This window comes from Vibrio sp. HS-50-1 (assembly GCF_024747315.1).
Lineage (GTDB): Bacteria > Pseudomonadota > Gammaproteobacteria > Enterobacterales > Vibrionaceae > Vibrio > Vibrio diabolicus.
The window spans coordinates 813,479-834,002 of sequence record NZ_JAMPZF010000024.1 but is presented as its reverse complement, the minus strand read 5'-3'; the positions used below and the strand labels follow the sequence as shown (position 1 = coordinate 834,002).

16 protein-coding genes are annotated in these 20,524 nt (G+C 44.0%); 6 read left to right on the top strand and 10 right to left on the bottom strand.

What is annotated here, in order from left to right; all coding sequences use genetic code 11:
* Positions 1-9: 9 nt before the first annotated feature.
* Both NDJ01_RS13360 and NDJ01_RS13355 read right to left on the bottom strand, forming a co-directional pair.
* Positions 10-846, bottom strand: coding sequence for a glucosaminidase domain-containing protein (locus tag NDJ01_RS13360; protein ID WP_248380792.1), 837 nt, complete (start codon positions 844-846; stop codon positions 10-12).
* Positions 839-1,636: a hypothetical protein gene (locus tag NDJ01_RS13355; protein ID WP_012841829.1), complete on the bottom strand. Its 798-nt coding sequence runs from the start codon at positions 1,634-1,636 to the stop codon at positions 839-841. Before NDJ01_RS13355 ends, NDJ01_RS13360 begins: the two co-directional genes overlap by 8 nt.
* Positions 1,637-2,037: 401 nt before the next feature.
* Between NDJ01_RS13355 and potA the strand changes: the two genes are divergently transcribed.
* The 5 genes from potA to NDJ01_RS13330 all read left to right on the top strand — a co-directional run bounded on the left by potA (position 2,038) and on the right by NDJ01_RS13330 (position 7,187).
* On the top strand, positions 2,038-3,153 hold the full coding sequence (gene potA / locus NDJ01_RS13350; RefSeq protein WP_005396475.1) for a spermidine/putrescine ABC transporter ATP-binding protein PotA: 1,116 nt from the start codon (positions 2,038-2,040) through the stop codon (positions 3,151-3,153).
* The gene (potB, locus tag NDJ01_RS13345; protein WP_012841831.1) at positions 3,134-3,994 is read left to right on the top strand and encodes a spermidine/putrescine ABC transporter permease PotB; all 861 of its coding nucleotides are present in this window, start codon (positions 3,134-3,136) and stop codon (positions 3,992-3,994) included. Before potA ends, potB begins: the two co-directional genes overlap by 20 nt.
* Positions 3,994-4,764, top strand: a complete 771-nt coding sequence (potC, locus tag NDJ01_RS13340; RefSeq protein WP_005396472.1) for a spermidine/putrescine ABC transporter permease PotC — start codon at positions 3,994-3,996, stop codon at positions 4,762-4,764. The genes potB and potC overlap by 1 nt, the downstream gene beginning before the upstream one ends.
* Before the next feature lie 106 nt (positions 4,765-4,870).
* Entirely contained in the window at positions 4,871-5,902 is a 1,032-nt protein-coding gene (locus NDJ01_RS13335) for an extracellular solute-binding protein (RefSeq protein ID WP_012841832.1), read from the top strand.
* Positions 5,903-6,149: 247 nt separating this feature from the next.
* Positions 6,150-7,187, top strand: coding sequence for an extracellular solute-binding protein (locus tag NDJ01_RS13330; RefSeq protein WP_005396470.1), 1,038 nt, complete (start codon positions 6,150-6,152; stop codon positions 7,185-7,187).
* 90 nt (positions 7,188-7,277) lie between these two features.
* Here NDJ01_RS13330 and cobB read toward each other — a convergent pair whose 3' ends face one another.
* Complete coding sequence (gene cobB / locus NDJ01_RS13325; protein WP_258586835.1) at positions 7,278-8,009, bottom strand: Sir2 family NAD+-dependent deacetylase; 732 nt, start codon at positions 8,007-8,009, stop codon at positions 7,278-7,280.
* Positions 8,010-8,127: 118 nt separating this feature from the next.
* Here cobB and NDJ01_RS13320 point away from each other — a divergent pair, with 118 nt between their 5' ends.
* A complete protein-coding gene (locus tag NDJ01_RS13320; RefSeq protein ID WP_012841833.1) occupies positions 8,128-8,301 on the top strand; it encodes a hypothetical protein in 174 nt (57 codons plus the stop codon).
* A gap of 32 nt (positions 8,302-8,333) precedes the next feature.
* Here the strand turns inward: NDJ01_RS13320 and NDJ01_RS13315 are convergent, their stop codons facing one another.
* The 7 genes from NDJ01_RS13315 to NDJ01_RS13285 form a co-directional block, all read right to left on the bottom strand.
* Positions 8,334-9,554: an ammonium transporter gene (locus NDJ01_RS13315; protein WP_258586834.1), complete on the bottom strand. Its 1,221-nt coding sequence runs from the start codon at positions 9,552-9,554 to the stop codon at positions 8,334-8,336.
* 322 nt (positions 9,555-9,876) lie between these two features.
* The gene (locus NDJ01_RS13310) at positions 9,877-10,767 is read right to left on the bottom strand and encodes an immunity 49 family protein (protein ID WP_258586833.1); all 891 of its coding nucleotides are present in this window, start codon (positions 10,765-10,767) and stop codon (positions 9,877-9,879) included.
* A gap of 1 nt (position 10,768) precedes the next feature.
* Positions 10,769-15,157: an RHS repeat-associated core domain-containing protein gene (locus NDJ01_RS13305; protein ID WP_258586832.1), complete on the bottom strand. Its 4,389-nt coding sequence runs from the start codon at positions 15,155-15,157 to the stop codon at positions 10,769-10,771.
* Between the two features lie 423 nt (positions 15,158-15,580).
* On the bottom strand, positions 15,581-15,997 hold the full coding sequence (locus tag NDJ01_RS13300; protein WP_012841836.1) for a membrane protein: 417 nt from the start codon (positions 15,995-15,997) through the stop codon (positions 15,581-15,583).
* Positions 15,981-17,033 carry a formate dehydrogenase subunit gamma gene (locus NDJ01_RS13295; RefSeq protein WP_258586831.1) on the bottom strand — a complete coding sequence of 351 codons (1,053 nt, stop codon included), beginning with the start codon at positions 17,031-17,033 and terminating at the stop codon, positions 15,981-15,983. Before NDJ01_RS13295 ends, NDJ01_RS13300 begins: the two co-directional genes overlap by 17 nt.
* A gap of 14 nt (positions 17,034-17,047) precedes the next feature.
* Positions 17,048-17,656, bottom strand: a complete 609-nt coding sequence (gene fdh3B, locus NDJ01_RS13290) for a formate dehydrogenase FDH3 subunit beta (protein WP_042522964.1) — start codon at positions 17,654-17,656, stop codon at positions 17,048-17,050.
* 11 nt (positions 17,657-17,667) lie between these two features.
* Positions 17,668-20,523: a formate dehydrogenase subunit alpha gene (locus NDJ01_RS13285; RefSeq protein WP_005453899.1), complete on the bottom strand. Its 2,856-nt coding sequence runs from the start codon at positions 20,521-20,523 to the stop codon at positions 17,668-17,670.
* Between the last annotated feature and the right edge of the window lies 1 nt (position 20,524).

The following is a 20,524-nucleotide window of genomic DNA, read 5'->3' as shown; positions in this document are numbered from 1 at the left end:
TCCGTTATTTTATTGTGTCCAGTAGGCGTTATTATGACGAATCATAGCGCGAAGATCGTGTACATAAGCAATGCCACGTTCAGAATATGCTAGCAATCCATGAGTTAACTCTGACGCCGTTGCGACCGATAACAGGTCTTTGTTCTTTTCGGCTAGAGAAGCTCTGATTTCACGCAGTTCAGCATACGCTGGGTTTCGATTAACATTCATAAAGTAGCCATGAACCGACTGCTGTACAGAATCGAATTTTTCAACTTCATGAGCTTTGCCTGCGCCACGTTGCGCAGGAACAATTCCACAACCCTTTTTATAACACCATTGGCCGAACAAGTTGTTCGCTTGAGTGGCAAAACGAGAAGTGCCCCACGCAGATTCATTTGCTGCTTGAGTTAGAACCAGCGCTTCTGGTAAGACATTCACTCGCACAAGCATTTCTCCCAACCACGCGTGATCGACTTTGTTGTCGCTCAAAGGCAAAGAATACAGAGCCGCTAGTCGCTGAGCGTACTCTTCTTGCTCTTGAGTGATTTGTCCCACCTTTAAAGAAGTAAGAAACGCTCGTTCATGACGAATTCGTTGATTCTCAAGTGCTATTTTAGGCCTTAAGAAATCAAAAAACGCCGCTTTTTTCTCTTTAGTGTCTTTTATTGCGTTGAAGTCAGGAATATCACCAATGTATGGCAAATGAGATAAATCGACATGCTTAATTGTCCCGGACAGCACATCAGGATTCTCAACATATTTAAACTGTTGCTCGTAGTGTAAATACGGTCCAATGGAAATGAAAGTGGCGGCTATACAGGTAGCCGCCACTCGTAAACTTATTAATTTTAAAGAATTAGGCATCAAACACCTGTGAGTTACCATCGTGATCATTGTCGTTTTTCTGTGTTGCAACGATCTTGAGCTTAATTCCAAACATTTCGCGGTAGAGTATGCCTTTCAAATGAAAGAAGAATGGCAACACAAAAATCAAGCCAATACCGTAGAACATCGCTGCGACAATAAACATCAACATCACGCCTAAGTAAAGCCCTGCGACAACAAAAATCTTCTTGTTAATAGCGCGAAGTGATAACAGTAGCGCCTGCATTGGTGGCACTCTTTTTTCACAAATCAACAAGATAGAGTGACTAAACGCTAAAGAAAGATACAGGGACAGTAGAGGGAAGATCATACCAACTACGCCTTGCAGCATTAGGCTCATCAGCGTTGCTAGGATCACGGGAATAGTAAACTGCAGCCCTTTGCCTACATGGCGCAACTTAGTCTTTAGGCCCGCGATATGGCTCATCGCCATCAAGCTGATCCCTGCATAAATTGGGGCGCTGATCACCTCATAACTAAAGTTCGCGACATAAATAGAAGACACAATATCGTTAGTGAATGATTCTGGATTCTCAAATGCATCAAGAATAACGGTCAGATCACCCAACTGCAGTTGTAACGCGATATAGAAAATACCTAACTGGACAAAAAGCAATACAATAATAGCAGGAGAAAAGGATAAAAAGTGCTGGATGGTTGCTCGCCAAGCTTCATTGAAAACAGCCCCAGCTTTAAGCTCGTAGTTGCCAGACAAAGCTCGCTCTACACTCCCCCCAAGATTGAAATCTTTCTCAAAATCGTCGTTCATAGTTTATCCAAGATTAACTTGTAAAATTTTCACTGGAATTCCAGTCAATTAATGTGGCCGTTATTATAAAGAAATCTTTCCACATCTAACATCACAACTCACGTACTATCCTTGCAATCTCAACTGTATGGTTGATAATTAACCACTCTCAAAGTTATGAAATTGAAAACAATTATTGTACAGAGCTTAGTGCTATCAAACTGTGTTTAAATGCCAATTAATCTTATAAAAACAGTATGGTAAGGAATGATGACTTTTGCCTGCAAAATTTTTTCTGTTTCAAGATAAGAAAATGCTTTAATTTCACAATTTTGGTGATTATGATGCGCGCCTCAAAAGTGAATGGCTAGTGTCACATCAGCTGGGATTATCCCAGCTTGAACGTGGGGGAAATACAGACGTTGAACGCAAAACCGCAAGCAGGAAAGCCAGTTATTCGTTTATCTGGTATTAGTAAAAGTTTCGATGGTAAGGAAATCATCGGTAATTTAAATCTGGATGTTAATCATGGTGAGTTTCTGACGATTCTTGGGCCTTCTGGTTGTGGTAAAACGACTGTTTTACGAATGATCGCTGGTTTTGAAGCGGCGGATAACGGTCAAATCATTTTGGATGACCAAGATGTAACACAGGTTCCTGCTGAGCAGAGACACGTCAACACGGTATTTCAAAGCTACGCACTGTTTCCACACATGACCGTTTTTGACAATGTCGCTTTTGGTCTTCGTATGCAGAAAACACCTGCAGCAGAGATTGAACCAAGAGTAATGGAAGCATTACGCATGGTTCGTCTAGAAAAAATGGCACAGCGTAAACCGCACCAACTTTCTGGTGGCCAGCAACAGCGTATCGCAATTGCTCGTGCAGTTGTTAATAAACCAAAAGTACTTCTGCTCGATGAATCGCTGTCGGCGCTGGACTACAAATTGCGTAAACAAATGCAGATCGAGTTGAAGCAGCTTCAGCGTCAACTTGGTATTACCTTTATCTTTGTAACACACGACCAGGAAGAAGCCCTATCGATGTCAGACCGCATCATCGTGATGCGTGATGGCGTTATCGAACAAGATGGCTCTCCGCGTGAGATTTACGAAGAGCCTAAGAACCTGTTTGTTGCTCGCTTTATTGGTGAGATCAACGTATTCAATGCAACCATGCTAGAGCGCATCGATGACAAACGCATCCGCGCAGAAATTGAAGGTGTTGAATCCGTCGTTTACTACGATAAGGAAGCACAGAAAGGCGACAAACTACAAGTACTACTTCGCCCTGAAGACTTACGTATCGAAGAAATCAAAGAGTCTGAAGAAAAAGGCATTGTAGGTCACGTAACTGAGCGTACTTATAAAGGTATGACGTTAGATTCTGTTATCCAATTGGATTCAGGTATGCGTGTAATGGTAAGCGAGTTCTTTAACGAAGATGATCCTGATGTGGACCACTCACTTGGCCAGAAAGTCGCTATCACTTGGGTTGAGAGCTGGGAGGTAGTACTCAATGATAAGCAAGAAGATTAATCTTCAGAACGCGATCATTGCCTTAATCGTAGGCTGGCTAACACTGTTTGTGTTGGTACCAAACGTGATGATTATTGGTACCAGTTTCTTAACGCGTGATGAAGCAAACTTAATCGAAATGACATTCACTTTCGACAACTACTTGCGTCTGCTGGACCCACTGTATGCGAAAGTGCTGATGCACTCGTTCTACATGGCAATTGTGGCAACGTTGTTGTGTTTAGTCATTGGATACCCGTTTGCTTATATCGTAGCGAAAATGCCTGAAAAATGGCGTCCGTTTATGCTGTTTTTGGTGATCGTACCATTTTGGACGAACTCTTTGATTCGAACTTACGGACTGAAGATTGTTCTCGGTACACAGGGCATTTTGAACAAGTCGCTGATGGCAATGGAAATCATCGACAAGCCGTTGCGTATTATGTATACCGAAACGGCTGTAATGATTGGTCTTGTATACATCCTACTTCCTTTCATGATTCTGCCGCTTTACTCGGCAATCGAGAAGTTGGACAACACTTATATCGAGGCTGCAAAAGACCTCGGTGCGAACAAGCTCCAAACCATTACTAAAGTGATTCTACCTCTGACAATGCCTGGCATTATCGGTGGCTGTTTGTTGGTTCTACTGCCTGCGCTGGGTATGTTCTACATCTCAGATCTTCTAGGCGGTGCGAAGAACCTACTGATTGGTAACGTAATTAAGAGCCAAGTATTGAACGCTCGTGATTGGCCATTTGGTGCTGCGACCAGTATCGCCCTCACCTTCGCAATGGCGGTCATGCTTTACGCTTACTACCGAGCAGGAAAATTATTGAATAAGAAAGTGGAGCTAGACTAATGGGACGCACAGTTAGATTTAGCTTTATGGCGTTGGTTTATGCATTTTTGTATCTGCCAATCGTTGTACTAATCGTAAACTCATTTAACGCCAATAAATTTGGTATGAAATGGGGTGGTTTCACCACGAAATGGTATGAAACCCTAGTCAACAACGACAGCCTAATGCAGGCTGCATGGCACTCATTGAACGTGGCGGTATTTTCTGCAACAGCGGCTACTATTATTGGGAGCTTAACAGCTGTTGCCCTATTCCGTTACTCGTTCAAAGGCAAAGGTGCTGTAAACGGCATGCTGTTTGTCGTAATGATGTCTCCAGATATTGTCATGGCGATTTCATTACTTGCTCTGTTCCTAGTATTAGGCGCACAGCTGGGCTTCTTTACTCTATTGATTGCCCACATCACCTTCTGTTTGCCATTTGTGGTGGTAACCGTATACAGCCGCTTAAATGGCTTCGATGTGAAGATGTTGGAAGCAGCAAAAGATCTTGGCGCAAGTGAATGGGTTATCTTAAAGCAGATCATCCTTCCACTTGCAAAACCAGCAGTTGCGGCAGGCTGGCTGCTTAGCTTTACCCTGTCTCTGGACGACGTAATTATTAGTTCGTTCGTAACAGGTCCAACGTATGAAATCCTACCATTGAAAATTTACTCGATGGTTAAGGTGGGTATTTCACCGGAAGTGAATGCTCTTGCAACGGTCATGTTGGTGGTTTCTTTAATTCTTGTCGTAATTTCTCAGTTGCTCGCAAGAGAAAAAGTAAAGTAAAATCCACATCCGTTAACATCACGAAACAGAATGGTTACATGCCATTCTGTTTTTCTATCTACCGTCCAAAATGATTTGGACAACGTTTGGTTTGGAGCTAACGTCAATGAAAAAATGGGCTACTCTATTAGCTGGTAGTGCATGTGCGCTTTCTCTGTTCTCAGGTTCAGCAGCAGCGGACGATAAAGAATTGGTATTTATGAACTGGGGGCCTTACATCAACAGTAATATCCTAGAGCAATTTACCAAAGAAACTGGTATCAAAGTGATCTACTCGACTTACGAGTCGAATGAAACTTTGTACGCAAAGCTAAAAACTCATAACCAAGGTTATGATCTAGTGGTACCTTCAACGTACTTCGTAGCAAAAATGCGCGATGAAGGTATGCTACAAAAGATCGATAAGACTAAGCTTAAAAACTTCGGCAACCTAGATAAGAACTATCTAGACAAGCCTTACGATCCAAATAACGACTACTCTATTCCACACGTTGTTGCGATTACAGGCCTAGCGGTTAACGCAGACATGTACGATCCAAACGACTTCCAAAGCTGGGCAGACCTATGGAAGCCTGAGCTTGAAGGTCAAGTAATGCTGATGGACGACACTCGTGAAGTCTTCCATATCGCTCTGCGTAAACTCGGCTATTCAGGTAACTCAAAAGACCCTAAACAAATCGATGAAGCGTACGCTGAGCTACAAAAGTTGATGCCAAACGTTCTAGTTTTCAACTCTGACAACCCAGGCGCACCTTACATGTCTGGTGAAGTGGGCGTTGGTATGCTTTGGAACGGCAGCGCTGCAGCTGCTCAAAATGAAGGCCTAAATCTTAAACTCGTATTTCCTAAAGAAGGCGGTATCGGTTGGGTTGATAACTTCGCTATCTCTTCCGGCGCGAAGAACGTAGAAGCAGCTCACAAGATGATCGACTTCCTACTACGTCCAGAAATCGCAGAGCAAATCTCTCGTGATACTGGTTACTTAACAGCGGTAGAGGAATCGAACGCTAAGTTTAAAGATGTTGCACCGCTATTTCCTTCTCAAGAAGATCTTGATCGAGTGGAATGGCAAGATGCGGTTGGTGATCTAACCGTTAAGTACGAAGATTACTTCCTAAAGCTGAAAGCGGGACAGTAATCGAGCTTGTGTAACAAGTCATCGACTAAAAGAAAATAGGCAGCAATACGCTGCCTATTTTTGTAATTGACTGATATAATTATGCGTTGCTAGGTTTATCTGGCTCGATGTCTAGTTTTATCTTCTCACAAAGCGGAGATACAGCCCTCGAGCTAAATAAACAGATTTGTGCTTACTGCGATTTGGATCAACTTGATAACTCCAGCTAGTATTGACTTGTCCAATCGCGAAACAAAACGGAAAACAAATGAAAAGTAAATTCTACGCAAGCGCTCTATGTGCAGCGACGCTCATCGCTACCCCTGCAATGGCTGCTGATCAAGAACTGTATTTCTACAACTGGTCGGAATACATTCCAAACGAAGTTCTTGAAGACTTTACAAAAGAAACTGGAATCAAAGTTATTTACTCTACATATGAATCTAACGAGAGTATGTACGCAAAACTTAAAACCCAAGGTTCTGGTTACGACTTGGTAGTACCGTCTACCTATTTCGTCTCTAAAATGCGTAAAGAAAGCATGCTGCAACAGATCGACAAAGAGAAATTGTCTCATTTTGCCGATCTTGATACTAACTTCCTTAACAAGCCGTTCGATCCGAACAACAACTACTCTATCCCTTACATTTGGGGTGCGACAGGTATTGGTATCAATGCTGACATGCTAGACAAATCATCTGTTACTAAGTGGGATGATTTTTGGGATAGCAAGTGGGAAGGTCAACTAATGTTGATGGATGATTCTCGCGAAGTATTCCACATTGCATTGACTAAGCTTGGTTACTCACCAAACACGACTAACCCAGAAGAAATCAAAGCCGCTTACGAAGAACTGAAAAAGCTAATGCCAAACGTATTAGTATTTAACTCAGACTTTCCTGCAAACCCTTACCTAGCGGGTGAAGTTTCACTTGGTATGCTTTGGAATGGTTCTGCTTACATGGCTCGTCAAGAAGGCGCGAACATCGACATCATCTGGCCAGAAAAAGGAACGATCTTCTGGATGGACAGCCTGGCAATTCCAGCTGGCGCGAAGAACGTTGATGCGGCTCATAAGATGATTGACTTCTTACTGCGCCCAGAAAACGCAGCTAAGATCGCACTAGAGATTGGTTACCCTACTCCAGTGAAAACGGCACACGAACTGCTACCGAAAGAATTTGCTAACGATCCAAGCATCTTCCCACCACAAGAAGTGATGGACAGCGGTACTTGGCAAGATGAAGTTGGCGAAGCGAGCGTAATGTACGATGAGTACTTCCAAAAGCTAAAAGTGAACAACTAATTCGTTAGTTTTAAAGATATGAAAAAGCGGCTCATGAGCCGCTTTTTTTGTTCTTAATGACAAGACAAAAGCTCTCCTCTGTGAGAATTATTACGCTCTTTCTTTTCCTTCTAGAGCCAGTATCTCGTCAACTAATTTTGGAACCTCGACGCTTGCTTTTCCGTAGCGTTTTTCCTCAAATTCACTTTCTACCGCACTAGGCTCGAGGTTAATTTCGATGGTGTGCGCGCCATGCATTTTTGCATCATGAACAAAACCTGCTGCGGGATATACGACGCCAGAAGTTCCGATAGAAATAAATAAATCTGCTTCTTCTAAAGCCGCGTAGATATCCCCCATTCGCAGTGGCATTTCACCAAACCAAACAATATGTGGTCGCATTTGTGAAGGGATCTGACAGCAATGACAAAGCTCACCAGTCTTAATGTCCTCACTATGTTCTATAACTTGGTTTGATTCACTGCATCTCGCTTTTAAAAGCTCACCGTGCATATGAATGACGTTATGGCTACCGCCTCTTTCGTGAAGGTTGTCTATATTTTGAGTGATGACCGTCACTTTACCTTCTAACTCAGACTCTAGACGACCCAATGCTTCATGCGCTGCATTAGGCTGTATAGCATTGTCTTGAAGTTTCTTGCGGCGTTGGTTGTAAAAGTCTTGAACAAGGTCCGGATCGCGAGCAAACCCTTCAGGTGTTGCTACATCTTCAATACGGTGATTCTCCCAAAGGCCATCTTGCGCACGAAATGTTTGAATACCAGATTCGGCCGAGATACCTGCACCAGTAAGTACTACAATATTTCTATAAGGGAAATTCATAACTCATCCTTGCTGTTTTTTCATTAGCTTAACACTGAAAGAATAGCAACAGTAGTAATATGGATTAGACCATGGTCGTAATGGTCACTATTAGAATTACAATTTAAGAGGAACAGCAATGAGACAAGTATCTCTAGCGCTTATATTACTTACGACTTTAGCAGGTTGCCAACTAACCAATGTTGAAGGCGAAGTGGACGACGTAAAAGTAAGAGTCAGCACCAATGACGATAACCATCGTGGTAATGGAGATTTCTGTCCCCCTGGCCAAGCAAAAAAAGGCAATTGCTAAAAGAGCGGCTTTACGCCGCTCCCATATTGGCCTCAATCCTCGTTGGTCGAAGATATTTTATGAATGGCTAGGTCAGCGCCATTGAATTCGTCTTCTTCTGAAAGCCTTAGTCCCATACTGGTATTAATCGCGCCGTAGACTGCAAGTGCCCCAAGCACAGCGATGGAAATGCCCAAAAGCGTTCCTAGAAGCTGAACAATAATGCTCACGCCACCTAGCCCACCCAACGCGCTTTGACCAAAGATCCCCGCAGCAATACCACCCCAAGCGCCACATAAACCGTGTAAAGGCCAAACCCCTAGCACATCATCAATCTTGGTTTTGTTTTGTAGGTAGGTAAAAAGATAAACAAATAGCACGCCAGCAATCGCACCTGTCACTAAAGCACCGATAGGATGCATTAAGTCTGAACCCGCACATACAGCAACCAAGCCAGCCAGTGGGCCATTATGAATAAAGCCGGGGTCATTCTTACCAGCCAACAATGACGCGACAATGCCTCCGACCATTGCCATCAATGAGTTCATAGCCACCAAGCCACTTATGCCTGACACGGTTTGAGCTGACATGACGTTGAAGCCAAACCACCCCACACATAAGATCCAAGCTCCCAAAGCCAAAAACGGAATATTCGAAGGTGCAAAGTTGGTATGCTTTCCTGCTCGAACTCTGCCTTTTCTCATGCCCAAAAACACAACGGCAACCAACGCTATCCAGCCGCCAACACCATGTACAACGACTGAACCTGCAAAGTCGTGAAAGCCATAACCAAAGGTACTTTCAAACCAAGCTTGAACACCAAAGTTTCCGTTCCAGATTATTCCCTCAAATAACGGGTATACGATGCCGACAGTAAAAAATGTTGCGATTAGAATCGGATAAAAACGAGCTCGTTCTGCGATACCACCTGAAACAATAGCGGGAATCGCTGCAGCGAAGGTCAGCAAGAAAAAGAACTTCACTAACTCGTAACCATTGCCTTGAGATAATGTCTCTGCATCAGCAAAGAAGGTGCCGCCATAAGCGACCCAGTATCCAATAAAAAAATACGCGATGGCGGATATACCGAAATCGGCCAATATTTTAACTAAAGCATTAACTTGGTTCTTTTGGCGCACGGTTCCTACTTCAAGGAAAGCGAAACCAGCATGCATCAAAAAAACCATGATTGCGCCAAGTAGTAAGAAAAGTGTGTCGGAACTTTGCGTGAGAGTTTGTACAGCGCCGTGTACCTGATTGGCAGTTACACTCATTATGATTGTCTCCGTTGATCTGTAGCGCACTTATCCTGTGCATCAAAGTTAGGCTCATCACCAATTTGGTGAACTTAGTTTATAGAGCGTCTAACAGAGCAATTCTCATTCCATAATTTACATTTCTAACACTTACACTTTAATTTATTGTTTTGTATGAACTTTAATAAAATTATGCATTCTTGAAATGGTGCTTAACACGCTAATAAATGCACCAATATGGTTTTAGTGCACCAACATAATGCGCACTATATAACTCAACAAAACGTAAAAGCCACCTCATGAGAGGTGGCTTATATACTGAATTGCTAACTAAAGGAGTTTATCGAGTGAACTTCCCTGCTTTTACATCCTCTAACCAGCGCCCCTCAACGAGATAAGGAGGAAGCCAACCGGTTTCAATAGATAAACGATTGCCTTTGTCGTACCACATACAAGCCATACCAAGCAAAGGGAAAGAGATGAAAGTTTCTATAGAAATCAAGTCCTCTGGCTTATCGAGCCTCATTTGGTATTTCTCTTGGAACTGAAGGTTCTTAATGAGTACTTCTTCAAAGTCATAACCGATGTCAGTTGTCAGGGCAGCAAAAGTTTCCAAAATACCCATGGCGATTTCTAACGCCCAATCATCACCCTGAGCAACTGCCGCGTCCATCGCGGCCACCAGTTTATCAGGGTAGTCTGCTGTACGGTGATGGAACGACTGAATGACGTCTACTAACATATAAGACAGCTCACCCGCTTTGGTAGAGCTCTGCCTCATCAAAGAAATTGGAAAGTTCGCCAATGCGTCTAAACTTGGTCTATCACGCACAATTGTCGATATGAAATACATATCAATCCATCTATTAGGATTTATGCACCCCGTTTTTAAAATACCTTCCCCGTCCCACTTTACTTCAGGATAGTCGAGAATCTTTATAGTTAGTTCATCATTGGGATTCATAGCAAGTCTATGATAACAAGCCCCCATTAATGAAGTTTCGTAAAGACGTAATGTACAAATTTGTTCGTCTTCATGTGAAGTTTGAAACCATGTATACCAGCGAACCTGGTCAATGGCAAAATCACCAAAACTAACCAAGTTTTCTCGCCTGATTTTAAGACCTTCTTTGCGCTGATCTAATATCTTATTGATAAATTCTTTCTCAGAAGAAACTCCACTTTCACTCAACTCAGGATTTGCTTTGCGTTCTACAACTTTACTTTGCATTTTAAATTAGTCCTTTGGAATCAATTTTAAACTCTGCCGCATCTACTATTACGTCTGAGGCATTTCCACTTTCAGGGATGCTTGTTTGAGTATGTATATATCGAATAGGTATGCCGAACGAAGCTGCATGTTGAATTTTTCTTGCTGTTATTTTTTCAGTCGTTCCTTCTTTATTTTTCGACATTAGCCTGGTGATTTCTGCAGTGTATTCCGTTGTCCCTTGTTGATATGCCATATTTCCAATCTTGCGGCTGCCCAGCGGGCTGCTCCCTCCTTTGGCCTCAACAATTATAATTTCACCTGGTGGTGGCTCTTCCACCTCATAAACCATATCAAAGTCGCCCGGCTTCGAAATTGAAGTTCCAATATCTTTGGGATGAATTAGCTTAGCATTAGGACATTTACTCCGAACAAAATCATCCGCCGCCAATTCACCAATTTTTGCCGATTGTTTATTGATTTTACCTATTTGCCCGTTATATCCATCTTGACCAGTCCGAGCGTCCATTGCCTTTTGACGTTCCACTAAACACTCTTCAATCTTCTCTTTACACTCTTCAGAGAGTTTGTATTTATCATTATCGTTGAATTTTGAGTTCTCTTTGTAATCCGCTTCATTAAGCACTAGCTCCTCGGTTAAGATAGTACAACTTTCATCTCCACCGACTTTCTCTGAGTCAAAAACATGCGCATTTACAAATTCCTCAATCCCAACAACATACTGCACTTCGTGTCTGCTGCCATCTGAATGATTGATATGACGATAAAAAGTAATCTCGTTTCTCTCACAATCAATATGGTCTAAATCGTATTCATATCGAATATGATTTTTACCTTTGGGTTTGCGGATTTTGACTTGCGAGCGAACACCATCTTCTCCGACGGATGACTCTTTTGCAGCTTCTAAAATCTGATCGCAAACCTCTTGGGGGACATCGCTTTGCGCCTGATACTCAGTCAGCATTTGCTGTAAGCGTTTTAGCCCTTCTTCACAAAGGAAACCTGTTGGGTCAATCCACTGGATAGGATTGACTGCATATTGGTAATGGTTAATGCCACCAGCAATAGATATCGGGTCTTGTTGGATAAAACGTCCTAGCTTAGGGTCGTAATACCGAGCGAGGTTGTAATGTAAGTTGGTTTCTCGATCGAAGTACTGCCCTTGAAAACGCAATGGATTTGCTACATTTTCAATATGTACATGAGCAAAACCGTGAGCATCGTAACTTGCACTCCATACAACATTCCCTTCGCAATCGATTAGTCGCTCTGGTTTACCAACTTGATCGCACTGGTACCAATAAATAACGTCATTTTCTAGCAGTGCCACTGGCGTGTAGGTTTCAGGTTGATATAGGTACCAGCGGAAAGCACCTGAAGAGCGTTCACCAATTAAACGTTCACCTTCCCACAAGAACTCTGTAACGCCTTTTTGTGTAATTTTCTTCGTTCTGCGCCCTAGAGCATCATATTCATATTGACTGATGACATCGTCGGTGTGAACTTCAATGAGCTGATTTAACGCATCAAACACTCGAGTCTGAACTTGTCCTTGCCCCTCACGTTTTGTCTGGTTTCCTTGCGCGTCATATTTGAACCGGACACCATCGTGTACTTCAATACGATCAGCGAATACCTCTGAAGTTGGCAAAGTAGGATTGCCAAAACTATCGTATTCAAACTTAGTCACTTCTCCGGAAGCATTGACTCGTTTCAGTTGCCCTAAGGCATCGTACTGATAATGCGTTGCTCCTGCCGTATTATCAATGATTGATGAAATGCGGTTTTGTGCGTTGTAAACGTACTTTTTCTCTCTATCTGGCCAATGTTGTTCAACCAAACGACCAACACCATCATAAATGATGCGCTCATTAAAATGTTCCGTTTTAATTTGGGAAACTCGTCCCATTTCATCGTAATGAAATTTGATTTGAGGTAAATCTAGGTTTCCAAATCGAATCGCTGAAAAACGCCCATATCGATCATAAGAGAAGTTCAGCTCCGTATTATCTGGCAGTACCTGAGATACGCGTTGGCCAACTCTGTTAAACTCCTGCGCTATCTCAAACTGGCCTTGAATGCGCTTTGTTAAATGCCCGAATGAAGAGTATTGGTATTGCAATGTTTGATGGCGATTGAATGCGAAAGTAAGTCGCCCACCAAACGTATAATTGAAGTGGTTCTCTACAATACTGCGACCATTTCCTGCTTTGACGTGCTTGAGATAACCCGCAGCGTCATATCGGTACAGCACAGTCCTATCGGCGACTTGCTTACGATGGATCCGCCCCATATCGTCATAATCAAATTGGCTGTGTAGATTATCAAACCCGACAGTTCCTGATAGCTGGCCTTCATCGTCATACAGAAATTCGAATTCTAAGCCGTCACTCCGAACTAATTTAGTCAGGTTACGTTGTTTATCGTATTCATAAGAAATATGGCTGCCATCGGGGAAGATGACTGCTTCTTGTTGCGCGAGTGCTCCCCACTGATACGAGGTAATGCCTGCTGGCGTTCGAATCTGAGCAACACGGCTGTGCTCATCGTAAGAATATTCTTCGCTATAACCGACTTTGTCTTCGTCGTTAAAATAACGAACTGATGTACGCCTGCCAAATTGATCATAAGCGAGTTGAGCAATACACCCATCGGGATAAGCGACGCCATTCACCAGATCTTCTTCGTTGTAGCTGTAACGAAGTAATGTACCGTCTATTTCATTCGCGATAAGTCTTTGTTGTTCATCCCACCACCACTGACTTTTCTTACCATCTTCAGACTCTTTTTTGACGACTTGACCGTGTTTATCGTAATCATATTCCGTGACACAGCCGAACTTATCGGTATCCCAAACTCTTTGACCGAGGCTATTGTAGTAAGCCTTCTCGATATCCCCGTCAGGTGAAACCGTTTTAACTAACTTACCTAAGCCGTCATAACCATATTGAACTTCTTTGCCAGAGGAATGAAACTTAGAAACTAATTGACCATGCTGATTATATTGATAATTGACCGTTGACTGATCAGGATAGATAGCTTGTGCTTTTCGTCCTAATTCATCATATTGCCATCGCCAAGTTTTACCTGTGGGGCTTATTTTCTCGAGTAAGTTACCCTGCTCGTCATGCAAGAAAGACCATTGATGATCTAACGAGTCAGAATAAGAAGAATGATTTCCCTGATAATGGAAGCGATAGTCATAAATTCCTGCGTCCCCAACGTTCCTGATGCATTTCGCGTTAGCACATTCGCCATCCCATTCAAAATAATGAGTAAAGCCAGTTGGTCGTACACGTTTAACAATTAAATGGCCGCGGTATTGATACTGTTCCTTCAAGCCCAAATGATTAGTTGCACTGACCAAATCATCGTGCTCATCATAGGTATAAGTTGTCAGAACTTTTTGGGACTTTGCATTAAGCAGTTCTACAAGGCGTCCTTGCTTATCATATTGACATTCAAGAACCGGACGCTTGTTGTATGCAATCTCGATCAATCGATGGTTTCGAGAATACTGCAGTTGAAACGTTGAAAACGTGCCATTTCTGACTTGTTTAACAAGCCAACGATCATCTTTCTGTTCAAATCGATATTGATGCCCATTCGCGAGCGTCACGATCCGAGTTGCTGAATTTAGGAAATAACAGCTCGCACCAGCGTATATCTGGTAACTTGTTGCTCCAATATCTACTGGCTCAAATTCTGTGATATCTGCCTTATCGTCAACAAACTCCCAAGCGATAACGTTGTCTTTCTCGTCCGTCTTTTCGCGTAATTCAAACTGAAATGCATGTCGCCAACCAAAGCCCATTCCATGATTTACATCCGACTGCGAAGAGCGATAATTACGCTGCCAAGTAGTGCCTTGTTGTAGCTCGATATCATAGAGTTCGAGAATTTCTTCACCCGTCACAAGTGATACAGGATCACCGGCTTTCTCATGTTTTTCGCTGCTTTGTTGCTGAGGCTTGGCGGATGCGGCACTTCTGCCACTCTTTTTATTCGACTTCCCCTTTCCCTTCGATGGTTTTGCATTGACGGTATTTTGAGTCGGTGGAGGCGTAACCGCTGACGAGAGTGCGTAGTTTTCTCCAGTCGGTAAAATTCGAGCGACAAGCAAATCACCGTTCACCAATGCGTTAGCAAACGTTGAATTATAGTGTTGGGAAGTAAGCTCACCGTCAGGTATGTTTGGCTTGAATTGACCAATCAAATAGAACAAGTCTTCGACAGAGCGAAGGTCAAGCTCACCAAAGCTCTCAAGAAACTCTATTGCCTCTTGTTTGGTCACGAATGTTTTAGGTTCGCCGCTAGTAAGTAACTGACCAGAGAAGTGATAACTTTCGCCAAAGCGATTCGTGATAGGAATGACGAATTGAGGGATCATAGCCGTAACGTGTTTGTCCTTTTCTTACCTTGCCGCATCATTTAATGCTCGTTTCGCTCTTTTTATTTGTGAGAGCAAGATGCCTTAATCAAACATCCTCCGATAGAGATTCCTCTGTATGCGTAGACTGAATGTATTGATGGCAATTTTCACGTATGCAACTCTTTGAATTTCTGAGCGCAGCGTACTTTAACGGGACGATGAATCCTGAGTAAATGAACAATAGCGTGAGTGAGACTAATGTCTCATCGCGACGCGATTTTTTTACATGTTTCTTACTTAACTATGATTTTCTGCCCAGTTACGTAAATTCACTCAATAAGTTGCATCAAGTATCACCTGTGGGACTCAGCGCTTCATATTTGAGACATGACAGCAACAAAAAAACCGCCTATTACGGCGGTTTTGCTTAAAGAATACTGATTAAAGGTTTGGACCTGTCGATGGTCTGTGTGGTTGGTTATTGCGCAGTTGCTGCATCCCTTGAAACATTCGCATAAACCACACCAAGATGGCTAATGCAGCAAACACCATCCCTACCCAAGGAATAAAGTAAGCGATGGTTTCAAGCAAAGTACTATGCAACCAATAATCACTCACGCCAACGAGTACACCATTAGAAGTCGCGACGGTGACGATCAACACAACAAAAAACGTCAGGTAGAGAAAGAAGGTACGAATTAAACCGTAGTAATGAGAAATCACTACGTCGCTGTCTTCTCCCTTATCTAATCGGTAACCAGCATAGATAATTGCGATAACGCCTGAGATCAGAAACGTAAACGGAGTCAGACAGCTCAGGATGTACGCAACCCAAATCCCGTTATGAGGTTTGTTCATTCGCTTTCGCTCCTTTTGCTTCCGTTTGTGCCGTATCTGTTTCGCCCATCGCTTCTTTGGATTTCACTTCTTCATACCAAAGATCGTGATGCTCTTTCGCCCATGTTTCATCAACTTCACCTGTCACCATGCCTTCTAGCGCACCTTCCATACCGAATAGACCAATATAGATGTGGAAGATAAAGCCACAGATTAGAATCAGTGCCGAAATCGCGTGAACTAAGTTAGAAAGCTCCATGTCACGGCGAGTTTGGCCAAAGATAGGAAAATCTAGAACTAAGCCACTCACTGCCGCGATAGCACCAAAGAAGATCAATAACCAATAGATTGCCTTCTCGCCACCGTTTGAGAAACCAGCTGACGGATGTGTGCCTTTGTGTTTACCAACCATACCGCCCATTTTCATGAACCAACGAACATCAGTCATGTTTGGAATCGACTTGCGCCACCATTTAAAGAGCACGAGCATCAGCAAAATGAAGAACAATGGTCCCATGTAATTGTGGTACTGCTTCGCCAACATGACGATAAAGCCCCAGAACTCAGTAGGAACGTACGGTTTTAAGAAGTGCTTACCGTAAACCAGCATCAAACCACTGAATGCCAACGTTAAGAATGTAAACGCCATACTCCAGTGAAGCGCGCGGTCTAAACGAGACCAACGTTTCATCTTTCTGCCAGTACGCGGCTTGCTAAGCATTAAAGGGCCAACGAGTACGTAAGTCATGATTACCATTGCAATACTGCCGAAAATCGCGACAGCACCCGCAGGAGACATCCATTTCTCTTTTAGAATGTACCAAGTCTCACCAGGTTTACTGATCAATACGCCATGTTCTGGCGATTGAGACGTGGTGTAGCCTTCTTGCCCCTCTCTGACCTCGCGCCAATAGTCTGCCCCGGCGAGTTGCGTGATCTCCTGTTGAATAACTTTAGAAGATTGTTCCTCTGCTGAAGCAGGCATTGCGAAAGTCAGCAGCAATGCCGTCATCATTGACAGCATTGCTAGAGACGCACGTTTAAGCGTGTTTAACATGTGCCTCTCCTTACTTAGCTTTTCGTCGCATCGTAAGAAAGATCGTTTCCGTCTGTCCAACCTGCGTTTTTCGCGCCGCGTTCTACCACACGTTGACGGAAAATGTCAGAGACTTTCTCTGCGTCACCCGCCAGCAGCGCTTTGGTTGAACAAAGCGATGCACACATCGGTAACTTGCCTTCTGCGATACGGTTCGCACCGTATTTTTGACGTTCTTCCTCAGAGCCTGGCTCTGTTTCTGGGCCGCCCGCGCAGAAAGTACATTTATCCATTTTGCCACGTTCGCCAAACGCTTCTTGTTTAGGGAACTGAGGTGCGCCAAACGGACAAGCAAACAAACAGTAACCACAACCGATACACAGATCTTTATTGTGAAGAACGATGCCGTCTTCGGTATGTTCGAAACAGTCTGCTGGACAAACTGCCATACAAGGCGCATCGGTACAGTGCATACAAGCAACAGAGATGGAGTTTTCACCCGGTTCACCGTCATTAAGTGTCACAACGCGACGACGTTGGATGCCCCATTCAAGCGCATCGTCGTTTTCGTTCTTACATGCAGTAACACAGCCGTTACACTCGATACAGCGTTTGGTGTCACATAGGAATTTCATTCGTGCCATTGTCAGACTCCTTACGCTTTACGAATGTTACATAGGGTTACTTTGGTTTCCTGCATCAAAGTAACAGGGTCGTAACCGTAAGTGGTTGCCGTGTTGGCAGCTTCACCAACAACATAAGGTTGTGTGCCTTCTGGGTATTTAGGACGTAGATCTTCACCTTCGAACTTACCGCCAAAGTGGAACGGAATGAACGCCAAGCCAGGTTTCACACGACGTGTTACCATCGCTTTCACTTTGATGCGTCCCTTCTCTGCACCTTCAACCCAAACATCATCACCATCTCTGAAGCCAAGATCGTTCGCGTCTTTCGGGTTCACTTCAACAAACATTTCTTGTTGAAGCTCGGCAAGCCAAGGGTTTGAACGCGTCTCCTCACCACCACCTTCGTATTCAACCAGACGGCCAGAAGTCAGAACGATTGGGTACTCGCCAGATTTGTCTTGCTCTTGAATTGATTTATACAACGTAGGAACACGGAAGATTGCATCTTTGTCATCCCAAGTTGGGTAATCCGTTACAAGGTCACGACGTGGTGTGTACAGTGGTTCACGATGCAGTGGTACGCGGTCTGGGAACGTCCAAACAATCGCACGCGCTTTCGCGTTACCAAATGGGATACAACCGTGCTTGATCGCGACACGCTGAATACCGCCAGAAAGGTCAGTCTTCCAGTTTTTACCCTCTGCTGCCGCTTTCTCTTCAGCAGTTAGATCGTCCCACCAACCAAGTTGTTTCAACAACTTGTCAGTGAATTCTGGGTAACCGTCTTTGATTTCACAGCCTTTCGAGTAGCTGTCTTCTGCAAGAAGGCTCTTGCCTTCGAATTCCACACCAAAGCGCGTACGGAAGTTACCGCCACCTTCGGCAACCGTCTTAGACGTATCGTACAGAATGTGTGTGCCTGGGTGTTTCATTTCCGGTGTACCCCAACATGGCCAAGGTAGACCGTAGGTTTCACCGTTGACAGGGCCACCTTCCGCTTCCAATGTGGTTTTGTGGAACGTATGCCAGTTTTGTTGGTGCGCTTTCAAACGCTCTGGGCTTTGGCCTGTGTAACCAATCGTCCACATGCCTTTGTTGAATTCACGCGTTAGGTCTTCAATCACCGGCTGGTTATTTTCAACACGGATGTTTTTGAACAGAAGATCTGAATAGCCCAGTTTCTTCGAAAGCAGGTACATGATTTCGTGGTCTGGCTTTGATTCGAACAAAGGTTCAATAACCTGATCACGCCATTGTAGAGAGCGGTTAGAAGCGGTAACACTGCCGTATGTTTCAAACTGCGTTGTTGCAGGAAGCAAGTAAACGCCGTCGGTACGGTCGTTCATTACCGCAGCAACAGTTGGGTATGGGTCCACAATCACCATCATGTCCAACTTCTGCATCGCTTTTTTCATCTCAACACCACGTGTTTGAGAGTTCACTGCGTGACCCCAGTAGAACATTGCACGGATGTTTTCGCGTTGACGAATGTTGTCTTTGTTTTCCAGTACGCCATCCACCCAACGAGATACAGGAATACCCGCACTGTTCATTGGTTTTTGACCACCGTAAGCATTGTCATCGAAACGACCTTTAATCCATTCGTAATCGATTTCCCACACTTTTGACCAATGACGCCAAGCACCTTCCGAAAGGCCGTAGTAGCCCGGTAGCGTGTCAGAAAGTACGCCAAGGTCGGTTGCGCCTTGTACGTTATCGTGACCACGGAAGATGTTTGCGCCGCCGCCTGATTTACCAATGTTACCAAGCGCTAGCTCAAGCACACAGTAAGCACGTGTGTTGTTGTTACCAGTAGTATGCTGAGTACCACCCATACACCAAACAATACAGCCTGGGCGATTTTCAGAAAGCAGTTTTGCTGTTTGGTAAACGTCTTCTTCGCTTACGCCTGTTACACGCTCAACTTCTGCTGGCGTCCACTTCGCCACTTCAGCACGGATTTCATCCATACCGAATACACGTTGACGGATGAACTCTTTATCTTCCCATTGGTTTTCGAAGATGTGCCACAACACACCCCAAATGAATGCAACGTCAGAACCAGGACGAAGTGATACATAGTGATCCGATTTTGCTGCCGTACGTGTACGACGAGGATCCGCTACGACGATCTTACAGTTGTTCTTCTCTTTCGCGATCAGAATGTGCTGCATCGCTACTGGGTGTGCTTCAGCTGGGTTTGAACCAATGAACAGCATCGACTTACAGTTGTGCATGTCATTGAAAGAGTTGGTCATCGCACCGTAACCCCAAGTGTTCGCTACACCCGCCACGGTTGTTGAGTGACAAATACGCGCTTGGTGGTCAACGTTGTTAGTGCCCCAAAGTGATGCCATTTTGCGGAACAAGTACGCTTGTTCGTTGCTGTGCTTTGCGCTTCCCAAGAAGTAAACCGAATCAGGGCCAGACTCTTTGCGGATGTCCATCACCTTGTTACCGATTTCTTCGATCGCTTGATCCCAAGAAAGCTTTTTCCACTTACCGTTTTCAAGCTTCATTGGGTATTTAAGGCGGCGCTCACCGTGACCATGTTCACGCAGTGCGGCGCCTTTTGCACAGTGACCACCGGCGTTAAATGGGTGGTCGAATGCAGGCTCTTGACCCGTCCAAACACCATTTTGAACTTCTGCGTAAATACCACAACCCACTGAACAGTGAGAACAGATAGTACGTTTTACTTCTGTTTTCGCTTCTGGATCGACTGATTTTGCTTGCGCTTTTTTCATCATTCCCGGTGCGAATAGACTAGCACCAACCACTGCGCCACCAGCGGCAAGCGAAGTGTTTTTCATGAATGCACGACGAGATACGCCAAGCTGGTTCGTTTCTTTGCTCACACTGTCGGAGCGTTTGACAAGTTTCATC

Coding starts and splice junctions, on each gene's coding strand:
- NDJ01_RS13360 (WP_248380792.1), bottom strand. CDS start 846: ATGCCTAATTCTTTAAAATTAATAAGTTTACGAGTGGCGGCTACCTGT.
- NDJ01_RS13355 (WP_012841829.1), bottom strand. CDS start 1,636: ATGAACGACGATTTTGAGAAAGATTTCAATCTTGGGGGGAGTGTAGAG.
- potB (WP_012841831.1), top strand. CDS start 3,134: ATGATAAGCAAGAAGATTAATCTTCAGAACGCGATCATTGCCTTAATC.
- potC (WP_005396472.1), top strand. CDS start 3,994: ATGGGACGCACAGTTAGATTTAGCTTTATGGCGTTGGTTTATGCATTT.
- NDJ01_RS13335 (WP_012841832.1), top strand. CDS start 4,871: ATGAAAAAATGGGCTACTCTATTAGCTGGTAGTGCATGTGCGCTTTCT.
- NDJ01_RS13330 (WP_005396470.1), top strand. CDS start 6,150: ATGAAAAGTAAATTCTACGCAAGCGCTCTATGTGCAGCGACGCTCATC.
- cobB (WP_258586835.1), bottom strand. CDS start 8,009: ATGAATTTCCCTTATAGAAATATTGTAGTACTTACTGGTGCAGGTATC.
- NDJ01_RS13320 (WP_012841833.1), top strand. CDS start 8,128: ATGAGACAAGTATCTCTAGCGCTTATATTACTTACGACTTTAGCAGGT.
- NDJ01_RS13315 (WP_258586834.1), bottom strand. CDS start 9,554: ATGAGTGTAACTGCCAATCAGGTACACGGCGCTGTACAAACTCTCACG.
- NDJ01_RS13310 (WP_258586833.1), bottom strand. CDS start 10,767: ATGCAAAGTAAAGTTGTAGAACGCAAAGCAAATCCTGAGTTGAGTGAA.
- NDJ01_RS13305 (WP_258586832.1), bottom strand. CDS start 15,157: ATGATCCCTCAATTCGTCATTCCTATCACGAATCGCTTTGGCGAAAGT.
- NDJ01_RS13300 (WP_012841836.1), bottom strand. CDS start 15,997: ATGAACAAACCTCATAACGGGATTTGGGTTGCGTACATCCTGAGCTGT.
- NDJ01_RS13295 (WP_258586831.1), bottom strand. CDS start 17,033: ATGTTAAACACGCTTAAACGTGCGTCTCTAGCAATGCTGTCAATGATG.
- fdh3B (WP_042522964.1), bottom strand. CDS start 17,656: ATGGCACGAATGAAATTCCTATGTGACACCAAACGCTGTATCGAGTGT.
- NDJ01_RS13285 (WP_005453899.1), bottom strand. CDS start 20,523: ATGAAACTTGTCAAACGCTCCGACAGTGTGAGCAAAGAAACGAACCAG.